Annotated in this window: 13 protein-coding genes and 1 tRNA gene; 4 read left to right on the top strand and 10 right to left on the bottom strand. The window is 65.7% G+C overall.

Translation table 11 applies throughout. From position 1 onward, the window contains the following. Positions 1-60: 60 nt before the first annotated feature. The gene (dcd, locus tag ACTOQ3_RS07710) at positions 61-636 is read right to left on the bottom strand and encodes a dCTP deaminase (RefSeq protein WP_440070455.1); all 576 of its coding nucleotides are present in this window, start codon (positions 634-636) and stop codon (positions 61-63) included. A 168-nt stretch (positions 637-804) separates the two neighbouring features. Between dcd and ACTOQ3_RS07705 the strand changes: the two genes are divergently transcribed. Beyond that, positions 805-878 (top strand) — tRNA-Gly (locus tag ACTOQ3_RS07705). Positions 879-979: 101 nt separating this feature from the next. Here the strand turns inward: ACTOQ3_RS07705 and ACTOQ3_RS07700 are convergent. The 9 genes from ACTOQ3_RS07700 to ACTOQ3_RS07660 all read right to left on the bottom strand — a co-directional run bounded on the left by ACTOQ3_RS07700 (position 980) and on the right by ACTOQ3_RS07660 (position 8,438). Further along, complete coding sequence (locus tag ACTOQ3_RS07700) at positions 980-2,308, bottom strand: tyrosine-type recombinase/integrase (RefSeq protein WP_440082711.1); 1,329 nt, start codon at positions 2,306-2,308, stop codon at positions 980-982. Then, complete coding sequence (locus ACTOQ3_RS07695) at positions 2,308-2,514, bottom strand: helix-turn-helix domain-containing protein (protein WP_030924563.1); 207 nt, start codon at positions 2,512-2,514, stop codon at positions 2,308-2,310. The genes ACTOQ3_RS07700 and ACTOQ3_RS07695 overlap by 1 nt, the downstream gene beginning before the upstream one ends. Positions 2,515-2,533: 19 nt before the next feature. Beyond that, positions 2,534-4,240 carry a replication initiator gene (locus ACTOQ3_RS07690; protein ID WP_440082710.1) on the bottom strand — a complete coding sequence of 569 codons (1,707 nt, stop codon included), beginning with the start codon at positions 4,238-4,240 and terminating at the stop codon, positions 2,534-2,536. Continuing rightward, on the bottom strand, positions 4,237-4,431 hold the full coding sequence (locus tag ACTOQ3_RS07685; RefSeq protein ID WP_440082709.1) for a hypothetical protein: 195 nt from the start codon (positions 4,429-4,431) through the stop codon (positions 4,237-4,239). Before ACTOQ3_RS07685 ends, ACTOQ3_RS07690 begins: the two co-directional genes overlap by 4 nt. After that, positions 4,428-5,852 carry an FtsK/SpoIIIE domain-containing protein gene (locus tag ACTOQ3_RS07680; RefSeq protein WP_440082708.1) on the bottom strand — a complete coding sequence of 475 codons (1,425 nt, stop codon included), beginning with the start codon at positions 5,850-5,852 and terminating at the stop codon, positions 4,428-4,430. The genes ACTOQ3_RS07685 and ACTOQ3_RS07680 overlap by 4 nt, the downstream gene beginning before the upstream one ends. Positions 5,853-5,936: 84 nt before the next feature. Next, positions 5,937-6,266 (bottom strand): hypothetical protein, encoded by a 330-nt coding sequence (locus tag ACTOQ3_RS07675; protein ID WP_440082707.1) that lies wholly within the window; start codon positions 6,264-6,266, stop codon positions 5,937-5,939. Beyond that, complete coding sequence (locus ACTOQ3_RS07670; RefSeq protein ID WP_440082706.1) at positions 6,263-6,691, bottom strand: plasmid replication, integration and excision activator; 429 nt, start codon at positions 6,689-6,691, stop codon at positions 6,263-6,265. The genes ACTOQ3_RS07675 and ACTOQ3_RS07670 overlap by 4 nt, the downstream gene beginning before the upstream one ends. Before the next feature lie 126 nt (positions 6,692-6,817). Next, positions 6,818-7,552, bottom strand: coding sequence for a GntR family transcriptional regulator (locus ACTOQ3_RS07665; protein ID WP_440082705.1), 735 nt, complete (start codon positions 7,550-7,552; stop codon positions 6,818-6,820). Positions 7,553-8,024: 472 nt separating this feature from the next. Then, positions 8,025-8,438, bottom strand: coding sequence for a hypothetical protein (locus tag ACTOQ3_RS07660; protein ID WP_440082704.1), 414 nt, complete (start codon positions 8,436-8,438; stop codon positions 8,025-8,027). 299 nt (positions 8,439-8,737) lie between these two features. On the opposite strand from ACTOQ3_RS07660, the gene ACTOQ3_RS07655 reads away from it, so the two are divergent. The 3 genes from ACTOQ3_RS07655 (at position 8,738) to ACTOQ3_RS07645 (ending at position 11,855) form a co-directional block, all read left to right on the top strand. Beyond that, a complete protein-coding gene (locus ACTOQ3_RS07655; RefSeq protein ID WP_440082703.1) occupies positions 8,738-9,961 on the top strand; it encodes a helix-turn-helix domain-containing protein in 1,224 nt (407 codons plus the stop codon). Between the two features lie 41 nt (positions 9,962-10,002). Further along, entirely contained in the window at positions 10,003-10,476 is a 474-nt protein-coding gene (locus ACTOQ3_RS07650; RefSeq protein ID WP_440082702.1) for an NUDIX domain-containing protein, read from the top strand. Positions 10,477-11,582: 1,106 nt separating this feature from the next. Next, complete coding sequence (locus ACTOQ3_RS07645; RefSeq protein ID WP_440082701.1) at positions 11,583-11,855, top strand: hypothetical protein; 273 nt, start codon at positions 11,583-11,585, stop codon at positions 11,853-11,855. Positions 11,856-11,867 lie beyond the last annotated feature (12 nt).

Here is an 11,867-nt window from a genome sequence, read left to right as displayed (position 1 = left end):
TAAACCGCGTTCGGACCCCTCACGAGGGTCCGCGCCCTCCCCCGTCGACGATCATGGAAATCAGATGGGAGTCCGGTGGAAGTTGAGGTACGAACGGCTCGGCGTCGGTCCCCGCTGCCCCTGGTAGCGCGATCCGTACTTCTCCGAACCGTAGGGATACTCCGCCGGGGAGCTGAGCCTGAACATGCAGAGCTGACCGATCTTCATACCGGGCCAGAGCTTGATCGGCAACGTCGCGACGTTGGAGAGCTCCAGCGTGACGTGCCCGCTGAACCCGGGGTCGATGAACCCTGCCGTCGAGTGCGTCAGCAGCCCGAGCCTGCCCAGCGAGCTCTTGCCCTCCAGCCGCGAGGCGATGTCGTCCGGCAGCGTGACGACCTCGTACGTGCTCGCCAGCACGAACTCCCCCGGATGCAGGATGAACGGCTCGTCCTTGTCCGGTTCGACCATCCGCGTCAGATCGGGCTGCTCGACCGCCGGATCGATGTGGGGGTACCGGTGGTTCTCGAAAACTCTGAAGTAGCGGTCCAGGCGTACGTCAACACTGGACGGCTGGATCATCTCCGGCTGGAAGGGATCGATCCTGACCCTTCCAGCCTCGATCTGAGCGGCGATGTCACGATCGGAAAGCAGCACGTGTGGAACCTACCAACGGCGGAGCCGTGAAGCTTGCCTCCGGGAGGGGAACCTGGCAACGGCGGAGCCGTGAGGCCCGCCTCCGGAGGGAACGCATGAATCTTGCTCCCGGGAGGGACGAGAGTCGCCCAACTTTCCGCTAGAGTGGTGACTCGCGGCACGCCGCACGCGGGTGTAGTTCAATGGCAGAACATCAGCTTCCCAAGCTGACAGCGCGGGTTCGATTCCCGTCACCCGCTCCAAGAGCGAAGGCCCAGGTCAGGGATGGATTCCCGACCAGGGCCTTGTTTGTTTCTAACGCTATTTGATCTTCGCGTGCCATTAGCGTGCCATTAGCTCTCGATCAGCGCATCGGGATCAGCTTCCCCGACGAGCCGTCCTCCTCGTCGTCGCGCCCACTGATCTGCCGGTCGATTGCGTCCGTGATCGTTCTGTCGGCACCCCGCACGGCGTGCTGATAGATCATCGCGGCGCGCACGTTGTCGTGACCCATTCGGGCCATCAGATCCTTGAGCCCCGCGCCGGACTCTGCGGCGAGCATGTTGCCCGTGTGACGGAGATCATGGAAGTGGAGACCGGGAAGACCCATCTCCCTGACCACATCCACCCAGCGCGTGCGAGTGTTGAACCCACTGCGCCGGAGCGGGCCGCCCTTGGCGCCGGGGAAGACGAGCGCGCCGGGATCCTCCTGGACATAGGTGGCCAGGTGCTCCCGCAGCACCGAAATGACGCCCTGGGGGATACCGACCACGCGACGCCCAGCCTTGGACTTGGGCTGGCCGAGGACCAGCTCACCCGTGGAGCGCTCGACGAAGGCCGCCCGGATGCGCACCGTCCCCGCATCGAGGTCGATGTCACTGCGGCGGAGCGCACTCACCTCGCCCCATCGCAGACTGGCGAAAGTAGTCAAGAGCACCAGGGCGCGGAAACGCCGGTCATGGGTGCAGTCGGCCCGACCGTCCGTGCCCATCTTCCACAGCGCCCGTTCGGCGTCCGCCCGTGTTGTGAAGACCTCCGGATGGGTGCGCATCTCGCCGTGCCGCTGGAAGCGCAGCCGATAGGCGTTGTCCTTGAGCTTGCGGACGTTGCCGACCGGACGACGGCCCACGAGGTCGGCCAGCTCGAAGACCTGGGCCACGGTGAGCACCGGGCGCTCCTGGGCGTGCTCGTCACCGGCCCCGCGGATCCGGCACGGGTTACGCGAGATGATGTGATCCTCTTCGGCCGCCGTCATCAACACGGCCCGCAACAGGCGATACGCCTTGGCCGCCATGCTGACCGAGACCCCGTTGCCGAGCAGGTCGGCCCGCCACTGCCGAATCATCGCGGTGGAGAGCTTGCCGAGCTGGACCCCGCCCAGGTGCGAGGCGATGTGTTTCTTGAGCAGCCAGCGATAGAGGTCGACGGTGCGGGGGCGGAGGCCCGCGCGCTGGGAGATCCACGTCTCCGCGTAGTCCTGAAGCTTGATCTTCCCGCGATCCGGATCCGTCCACTCCCCCTTGATGATCTGAGCCTCAACGAGGGACAGTGCCCGTTCCGCGTCACCCTTACGGTCGTAGGTGTCCGAGCCGGTCCGCATACGCCCGTCCGGGCCGGGATAGCGGATCTGGAAACGTCCGGACGGGAGCTTGCGGACGTTGCCGAAACGTCGGTGACCGTCCTTGTTTGCCATCAGGCCGCCTTTCCGGTGACGTCGTGAGTCATCAGGGGCTCAACCGTCCCCGCGACGACGAAAGCGAGCAGTGCGGACTCTCGGATGCGGACGTGACGGCCGATCTTCACGAACTCGATCCGGCGTTCCGCGATCAGCCGGCGGATGAAGCGCTCCGAGGTGTGAAGCAGTGCGGCGGCCTCGTGCGCTTTGAGTAGTTCGTCCAATGGATTCTCCTGTCAGGTGTCAGGCGGCCAGTGAAGTCACCGAAAGATCTGAAACGGGTTGTCCGTCTGCTCTGGCCTGAAGTTCGATCAGGCGTGCGCGGGTGCGCTGGCGATTGGCGACCTCGCGCAGCAGTCGTTTGGCCAGTGGAGTGCGGCTGGGGTCTTTGGAGGAGACCGGTCGCCAGACGTAGCGGTGCGGGTCGGTCACCGTCTCGTCGGGAAGCCCGAGCATGTCGAGCGCCCAGGCCCGGCGATCGGCCTTGTGCTCGCGCAGCGTCTTGTTCGACCACTTACGCGAGACCAGGACGCGGCGCCCGGCGTAGCCGAGGTGTTCGGCCTTGTGCGCCTTGCCCTTGCACCGGCCCGGCAGCATGCCCGCCTTGGCACCCTTGGGCTGGATTCCGTAGCGCAGCCAGTTCGGGCACGTCGGTGAGCAGGGTTCATAACGCAGCGCCTCGACCATCCGCACGGCGTGATCACGTCGGGCCTGGTTGTCCTGGTCCTCAGGGTCAAGGGGGTCGCCGAGGTTCTTGGTTAGGTACTTGGTGAGGTAGCCGATGCGTTTGTGCGCGTCCGGCGATCCGGCGACGATGCCCTGAACATCAACCTGAGAGCCGAAGCGGACCACGTGCAGGGGTTCGGCCGTCTCGTCGGCGTCGAGCTGGTCGAGTGCCTCATCCCAGGTGGGCAGCAGTTCACCCGTGACAGGGTCGAGGTAGTCGCCGGCCTGTCCGTCCGGGTAGGTGGCGCCGTCGCCCAAGTCGGCCCGTTCCGCCCACACGGGCAAGTGCTCCCCGTCGAAACGGACCTCAGTGACCGATGGCCACCACACCTGGTGATAGGTCGCGGCGGCAATCGCCTTGATCTCCGCGCGCGGCATGGTCCCGCGGATTGCCATGTGCAGGTGCGGGGCGAGCCGCTTCTGAGGTTCGACGGTGGCGAAGTACTGCACGTCGTAACCCGCGACCCGGCGGAGGTTCTGCACGAAGCGGTCGACGAGCTTGGAGAAGTGCAGCGCATCGCGGGCCGCGCGAGCGTAGTCGTAGGTGTTCGGATCGACCGGCACGCCCAGCCCGGAGCGGATCTTGCCGTAGGAGGGCAGGGTGAGTGTGACGAACAGCGACGGCCGATACACCCTGCCATTGGGGGCGATGAAGGTCCGGCCGAGGGTGGTGTCCTGCTTGGCCCGCTTGGGCAGGTCCGGCGCATCCTGGCGCCGCCTCGTCGAGCGCGAGCGCTTGGGAGTCGACCGCCCGCCGAGGATGTTGCCCCGCATCCCAGCGGCGTTGATCTCCGCATCGATCCCGGCAATCGCCTCGTCCCAGTCAAGGGTGTCTTCCCCGTCCCTCTCGGCCTCGTCCCGCTTGGCCTGCACGTCGGCCCGGAACTCGATCAGCCACCGCTGGTCTTCGGTGGAGGGGTGAGGTTCGGTGACGGGTTCGGCCTCCAGGTGCCAGCCCTCGCGGCACTGAGCCTTACGCAGCTGCTTGTTGCGCTGGGCACACGGCGGACATTTGGCTTCCTGGGTGGCACCGCAGGGGATGTTGAACGACTCGGTCATGCCGGTGTGGGTGTCCAGGCGCCGCAGTTCGATCGGGCGGATACAGACGCCGTTGTTCTTGGCGACCTCCACCGCGACGTCCAGGGCGAAGGGCAGGGTGTCACGGATGAGACGAGGAAGAGTGCGGTCGGAGCCGTCCGGCGAGGGGGTGGGGGTGTCGGTCACATGTCCTCCTCTCGGGCGAGCACGTCGGCAGTGAAGCGGTAGGAAGCGCTATAGGGGTCACGGCGCAGCCGAATGTTCACCAGGTCGGAGAGCACCAGCTCAAACCGCGCCGGGGAGTCGGACAGGGTGCCCAGGAGGCGGAAGGGGATCGTGTCGATCTCGGCGAGGGTGCCCTGAATGATGATCTTCACTGGTGTGCCTCCTCGGCGAAGTCGGCGACCATGGCGCGGATGTCGGCATCGGAGACGTAGCCGGCACGGGCGCGGATCGGCTCAGGTGAGGTCTCCAGGCGGACGTAGCCGATGCCCGCACCCTGCTCGGGGACCGGGGAGATGTGATCGGCCAAGGCTCCGCGGTCGCGTGCGCCGTCGCCGAGGACCATGTCCACCTGCTCGGACTCATCCAACCGGAGGGCGATCTTGTCGGGGAACAGGTTGCGGACGTTCATGACTTCCTTGCGCGGGTCCTGGAGAGCGGCCATCACGCCGAACCCGACCGCACGGCCCTGGGTGGTGAGCGTCGCCAGCGCAGCGGAGATGCGGAGCTTGAGGCCCTTGTCGGATTGGTAGGCGGTCAGGAACGCCACCTCGTCGACCACCACCAGGACGAACGGATCCTCGACGGTGGGTGTGTGGTTGCGCTGGAGGCCGGCGAACCGGTCGGCCCGCTCCTGCATGACCGTCACCGCCGCTTCCAGCAGATCGGCACACGCCGCCGGGCTCGCGGCGTAGTGGTCGCCGAACAGGGCGCGGCCGAAGGACAGTTCCATCCGCTTGGGATCCAACGCCCACACCTGAACCAGGCCCACCCGCACCGCAGGCAGGAGACCCCGGATGGTGGACCAGATGATGGAACCCTTGCCCGCCCCGGTAGCGCCAGCCACCAGAACATGGGTGCCGTGAACCTTGAGCCGCCACGGGGTGCCGTCCTCGCACCGGCCGATCTTCACCGGCCCGACCAACGCCACCTCGGGGATGGGCAGGGCGGGTAAGGGGATGGCCAGCGGGTCACGCCGAGGGAAGGCCAGCAGCAGACGGCCCGAGCGGGCGACGGTCACCCGGCACGAGGTGGCACCGAAGCCGTGGGCCAGGTGTTCGATGCGGTTGGTCCAGTCCTTGACCGCCTGGCCGCTGATCATCTTCACCGTGACCAGGTCCGCCCACGAGGTGCAGGTGACGCGCACGATGCGAGGCAGGTAATCCCGGCCGCGCAGGTTCCGGCCGAGCCCGGAGACGATCATCACCGGTTGCCAGTGCCGCCGATACACCCACACCAGCCGCCACCAGGCCAGCAGCCGCCAGCCCATCCAGCGGTTGAACGAGGCCCGATCGAAGAACGGCCACGGCGCCAGCAGCGAGAGCGGAACAGCGACGACGACCACGGCGAGGCGCCAGCCGTACAAGACGCCGAGCACCGCGGGAACGGCGAGCACAGTTACGGCGATCGGGTGACGCCAGACGAGTCGGACGATTCCGGCCAGCAGCCGCCACAGGAAGATCGTGATGGTGAAGATGGCCGGAGTGCGGACCACGGCCGGGCGGAACACCACGGCGGTGTCGAGGGTCGTGGTGACGAGGGTACGAGCCTCGTCACCGGGCAGTTTTTTGAACATTAGGCTGGAGCCCTCTCTTGATTCGCGTCTGGGGAGAACCGAGGGGCCGCCGGAAGTTGCACCTTCCAGCGGCCCCGCTTCGTGTCAGGCCGCCTTGCCCTGCTCGGACTCGTCGACGACCTGGTGGGGGTTGGTGGACTGTTCGGTGTGCAGGCGCTCGCAGTCGGCCAGGTAGCGCGCGGCGACGTCGGCGATCTGCCGGGCGAGCATCACGTCCTGTTCGGTGACCGGTCCGCCGCCCGTGGTGGAGACGATCACCTGGGCCTCACGGGAGGACAGGTGCAGGAACGGCCGCCCGCCATCGGCGACCAGCGCCATGACAGACAGGTGCGGGGTGCGAAACGAGGTGTCGAGCCGGGTGCCGTCCTCGTCGAGGGTCACTACGGCGCGGGTGTAGGGCAGGTGCTCTCTCACGCGGCCACGTCCTTACCGGCCGCAGCAGCCTTGACCGGGGACGCCGCGGTGCGGGGAGGGCGCATCGACGTTGCTCGGATGGACCAGGCCAGGCGTCCGGTGTTCTGGTTGACGTAGGCGGTGGCGGTCATGCCGTCGAACTCCACCGGCACGAACGGCAGGCCCGGCAGCGCGGCCGGAACGACGGGCTGGATGGGGGACAGGATCTTGACCGAGACCGTCTTCTGGCCGGCCTTCACGGTCGGGTCGGCGTCCATGACGGCGACCTGCCACACCAGCTCTCCGGTGTTCTTGTCCTTGGCGTAGACGGTGCGGCCCTTGGACGAGGCGTCGAAGTCCTTGACCTGCTCGACCTCGCCGACGATGAAGCAGCCGTGCGGGAAGACCTGCTCGAAGTGGACGGGGATGGGGCCTTGGATGGCCATGACGCGTTCTCCTAGCTTGACAGGAAGGATGTAAGCATCAACCTGACCTATCAGGTTGCTCTATGAAAGTAGGTCCACCAACCTGTCATGTCAAGTCGGAATTTAGAGATGATCGATCAGGCGAGGTCAGGCCAAGGGGTAGGCATCACGCAGCTCATGGCGATCCCCTGGAAGGACCGCGTCGACGAGCTGAAGTGCCCTGCCGTCGGCGTCGTGTCCGGTCACCACGAGATTCAGTACTGGCGCGCCGATGGACATCTTCAGGGCTTGCGCCTCATCCACCGCCGCTGCTCGTGAGAGCGTGCGTTCGACGGCGTAGTCCAACCGGAGCTTCTTGCGGCCGTACAGGTGACGCCGGATTCCCTCGTCCATAGGTTCGGGCGAGGTCAGTTTGGTTCCGGAGACCAGGTCGATGGGGAACCATGCCGAAATCAGCTCTATGGGGCCGTCCTCGTCACTGAGAACGTACTGCCGCAGGAATGCCTTGGATCCGGCGGGCAGGTCAAGCAGGGTGGTGACCCGAGTGGGGGCGACGATGATCCCGGCTTGCAGCAACTCGGCGGAGGATTCCGACTCGGCGAGATCCAGAAGTCGCTGACCGGGGTGCGCGCGTTCCATGCTCAGTACGGGCACCTTCCCGCGCACGAACGAGCCGCGCCCGGTCTGAGATTCGATCAAGCCTTCTTGGCGGAGCAGTCGCAACGCCTCGATCACCGTGGGCCGTGACACGTCGAACTCGGCGACAAGCCGACTCTGCGAGGGCAGCATCATTCCCGGCGGATAGGTCCCGTCCGCGATGCGCGACCTCAAGGCGTTCAGTACGCGCTCGTACTTGAGACCGTCCTCGCGTGGAGCTGCCATTACAACCGCCTTACCAGCTTTAACATGTCCTATCAGGTCGAGCGTAGCATCAGAGCGATGATCTTCCACCCCCTGGGAACATGGAAGGCCCGGCAAGCTTGGGTGTGGTAGCCCTTCGGGGCTGGCTTGCCGGGCCAAGGCGCAACAGAGAGGGACACGCCTGCGTGTCAATGACACACCAGCAGGGATCAACCTCGTCGTCGCGCCCGCTTCGGTGGAACGCCGACGGCAGGACCGAAACTCTCGTCCTGCAAATTGACGGCCCACCACTGATCTTCAATTCGCTTCTCGGCGGCCAAGTGATCGGCCAACTCCTCCAAGGTCTGCCCACAGCGCACATAGGACAGGCCACGTTGAAGGCTCTCCCTGGAGAGGTCATGCCGACGCACCGCGTACCACCCGCCCCCGAGGGACGCCGAGATCCTCCACCGCCTGCCGTAGACAGCGTTCAACTCGCTGACCGTCACAGCGATCACTCCGGCCATACGGGCGAGGTAAGACGCCGTCCACGCAGGTTGACCGGTCGGCGATCATCCGGGAGTACACATTGGGTCTCTTCGACCACCTTCGACAACGGATGACCGTCGCGAAGGTCCGCGTACCGGACAGCAACCCGACGAGCGGCCGTCAGCGGATCATTCACCGGGCTGTACGCGTAGAGCCGGCGCATGCGCGCCGACGTGTTCCCCGACCACCAGTGATACGAGACCCCGTTGGTCCAGACGACCAGATCGATCCAGACCGAAACAAGCGCGATTCCGATACCGTGGTGAATATCGGCGGGCACTTCCAGATTACGCAGTTCCTCGGCGAGGCGTACAGCCGCATATAAAGGGTCATTGGTCACCGGCTCAGCCGGTCGCCACCACACAAGCGTGTCTGTCATGTCTCCCGCCGTCCGCTTCCAGCGCAGTCGAAGCAATCGCTCCGCGTTCTTGGAGCACGCCGACCATCGATGATCTGAGCGCCGTAAGCCGCGCTCACCCGCGCATATCGCCACCCCTTGCCCCGGCAGGCCGAGCAGCAGCCCTCCCCGCTGGTCTCTCGTGAGCCCGTCGTGTCCACTCCCTTTCCTCCGTCGCAATGGACGTTTTCTCGGTCAGTCGAGACACTAGAAAAAGGTGGCCGCTCCGCCCCGGAAAAGAATTCCGGGGTCCCCGAGGTATCCGTGCGAGGCTGATCGGTATGCGAGGCATGACGGATCATCTGACCATCGGGGAACGCGTAGCGTGGTATCGCCGACGGCGTGGAATGTCACAAGAAGTCCTGGCCGGACTCGTCGGTCGCACGGTCGATTGGCTCAGCAAGATAGAAAACGACCGGATCGAGCTTGACCGTCTGTCGGTGATCAAGTCCCTCGCGGTCGCTCTGGACGTCGCACTCGGCGACCTTCTCGCCGAGCCGTCCCTACTCGACTGGAGCCCCGACAGCGGAGACCGCACCGTCCCGGCATTACGTGCGGCGATCACCGACTACCGTCAGCTCACCCCGCTCGCCGCCCTCGCCCAGGCCCACGAACCGCCCAGCCTTTGCGAACTGCGCAGCGAGATCGCCGATGTCTGGCATGCCTACCAGGCATCCCGGTATGGCCTCGTGGTCCGCCGCCTGCCGGCACTTCTCACCGAGGCCCACCACGCCGCCGGTGCCTACCAGGGTGATCAGCACATCCAGGCCCTCAGCCTGCTCGGTCAGGCTTACCACGCAGCCACCAGCATCCTCGTCAAGATCGGGGAGAACGACCTGGCCTGGATCGCCGCGGAACGGGGCCTGACCTACGCTCAGAACTCCGGTAATCAGATCGTGGTCGCCTCACTGCTGCGATCCGTCACCCACGCCCTGCTCTCCAACGGTCGATACGACGCCGCATCACAACTGACGAGCGACGCCGCCGGACTTCTCCAAGCAGACCTGCCCCAGGGAAGCCCCGAACTCCTATCGGTACACGGCACGCTCTTCCTCGCAGGATCGATGGCCGCAGCCCGAGCCGATGACCGCGCCACCACCCGCGCCTTCCTCGCCGAAGCCGCGGAATCGGCCCGCCGACTGGGAGGCGACGCCAACCACGTCTGGACCGCGTTCGGCCCCACCAACGTGGCCATCCACCAGGTGGCCACCGCCATCGAGCTGGGAGACATCCAAGTCGCCATCGACATCGGCCCTGACCTGGACACCAGCGCCCTGCCGATCGAGCGTCGAGCCCGTCATGGAATCGCCGTCGCCCAGGCGTTCAGCCTGTGGAACCGCACCGACGAGGCATTGGATGCCCTCCTTCAGGCTGAACACCTCGCTCCCGAGCAGATCCGTCACCACTACCTCAGCCGCCAGCTCGTCCTGAACTGGATTCGTCGCCAGAAGGGCAAGCCCAGCCACCGGCTCACTGACCTCGCTCGTCGCCTGCGCGTCACCTGAGCGACCTTCACACCGGGCGGACTTCCCGTACCGTAGGGATCATGACCGGACAAGAGACCCCGCCCATGGCCACCCCCCGCGCCGCAGCCGGGGCACTCTTCTTCGACGACCACGGCCGCCTGTTGCTGGTTCGCCCTCACTACAAGGACTATCGCGACATTCCCGGCGGCTACATCGAGCCTGGTGAGACCCCGTTTCAAGCGTGCGTACGCGAAGTTCAGGAAGAACTCGGCATCCAACCGCCGATCGGCGACCTCCTCGTGGTCGATTGGGCACCCCACCCCGAGGAAGGCGACAAGGTCCTGTTCCTCTTCGACGGCGGAACCCTCAGCCCGAGCATGCGCGACAACATCCGACTCGGAGCCGACGAACTGGCCGGCTACGACTTCCACCCCACCGAGGAACTACCCAGCCTCCTGATCGAACGCCTCGCCAACCGCGTCACGGCCGCCGTCACCGCTCGCACCATCAGCCGTCCGCTGTATCTGGAGCACGGCCAGCAGTTGCCGAAGTAATCCGTACCGCCGCGTAAACGCCGGTAAGCATGGAGCATCGTCAGTGCGGTACGAGAGAAAGGTGACCGGCGAACCTGCTGCCGTCATCGGTCGGTCCGATCATCAGGGGTATGGCATCTGGCTGATGATCACGCTTGCCAGACCGCGTTGCGACGGTGCCGCATTGGCGGAACGTCGAAGTCTTCAGCCAACTCAGCGAGGCGATAACCGTCGGATGTGGCGTTGACCGCCTGGCGGATCAACTCGGTGGAACGGCGAAGGCGCTGCCGCCCCTGACGCTCCTCGATGTTTGCCCACCACGCTACGGATCGATCCCGCGGATCGGCCCGCGCCCAGGAGTAGACGACAGTCCTACGCCGGACAAGTTTCGGGTGCGGCCGACGCCCGCTTCGAGCTGCCTCCTTCAGGCATGCGTCGCTGTAACGCAGATCAGCGACAGTCACCAACCGCCAAGGGCCAGGACGATCGAGGACATAACCGATGTCGGAATGCGATGGGGAAACATGGTGAGCAGTGCGGGACATGAGACTCCCTGGTCACACCGCCAGGTATTTCCTGGCGAGCTACCTGAAGCCCATTGGTCCCGTAGATCGCTCTTCGCTCATTGCCACAACCCTAACAACCAGCAGCAGGAACGGTCACACGGCTGTCACCCCTCCTGAGCGCTGGCTGCGTCGAACTTGCGCATGCCCCTGAACGGCAGGGTCCTGCCAGGGAAGCTGCTCAAGCCGTCACTCAGGCTCATGAACTACTCGTGCCGACGAAGACGCAAGAGCCCCGCTGTCCACTGCCGAATTGTTCTCATAGGTATCAAGGCGGCAGCGCGGCGCGCCGCCGCACGGCCCTCCCACCGCCCGCCGTCCGGGCGTGCGGCGTGGGCGCCGGTCCCGAACGGCGGCGGGAATCGGGCCGCCCGCCGCACCCGGCACCCGCCGTCCCCATCCAACCCGCCGCACCGAGGCCGCACCGCCGCCATACGATCACTTCAACCACTGGCCCCGGCTGATACGCGGAGCTTCGAGCGGCATTCGGATCAGTGCTGGCCGATTTGCTCTCGCCGCTCGAACGCTGTTGCGGCCCAGATCCGCGCTTTAAGATCAGTCGGCATGAATTGGTTCAAGCCTCACCCTGCCGGCGGCTTTTTCATCCTCTGCTTCAGCATCGTGTATCTAGTGACGACACTTCCCGATGAGGCGGCATCGACAGTGACAACGATCCGCTGGGCAGGGCTAGGGATCGCCTTCCTCCTGTCCGGCATCCTCGCGATGCTGATCGGTATCTTGGCCGTACTCATCGAGCAATCCAAGAAGGAAACCCATGCCTCCGGCGGGGGCACTCGGCTCCGGGATGATCGTCCGAACGAACCTATGGAGCCGTAGGTGGCTAAGGTG

It is taken from the genome of Streptosporangium sp. LJ11 (assembly GCF_051918945.1).
Lineage (GTDB): Bacteria > Actinomycetota > Actinomycetes > Streptosporangiales > Streptosporangiaceae > Streptosporangium.
The sequence above is the reverse complement of the archived record's forward strand: the minus strand, read 5'-3'. Positions and strand labels throughout refer to the sequence as shown.

Excerpts from the sequence above, each read along its gene's own strand:
- ACTOQ3_RS07700 (WP_440082711.1), bottom strand. The coding sequence starts at position 2,308 with ATGGCAAACAAGGACGGTCACCGACGTTTCGGCAACGTCCGCAAGCTC.
- ACTOQ3_RS07680 (WP_440082708.1), bottom strand. The coding sequence starts at position 5,852 with ATGTTCAAAAAACTGCCCGGTGACGAGGCTCGTACCCTCGTCACCACG.
- ACTOQ3_RS07670 (WP_440082706.1), bottom strand. The coding sequence starts at position 6,691 with ATGGCCATCCAAGGCCCCATCCCCGTCCACTTCGAGCAGGTCTTCCCG.
- ACTOQ3_RS07665 (WP_440082705.1), bottom strand. The coding sequence starts at position 7,552 with ATGGCAGCTCCACGCGAGGACGGTCTCAAGTACGAGCGCGTACTGAAC.
- ACTOQ3_RS07660 (WP_440082704.1), bottom strand. The coding sequence starts at position 8,438 with ATGACAGACACGCTTGTGTGGTGGCGACCGGCTGAGCCGGTGACCAAT.
- ACTOQ3_RS07655 (WP_440082703.1), top strand. The coding sequence starts at position 8,738 with ATGCGAGGCATGACGGATCATCTGACCATCGGGGAACGCGTAGCGTGG.
- ACTOQ3_RS07650 (WP_440082702.1), top strand. The coding sequence starts at position 10,003 with ATGACCGGACAAGAGACCCCGCCCATGGCCACCCCCCGCGCCGCAGCC.
- ACTOQ3_RS07645 (WP_440082701.1), top strand. The coding sequence starts at position 11,583 with ATGAATTGGTTCAAGCCTCACCCTGCCGGCGGCTTTTTCATCCTCTGC.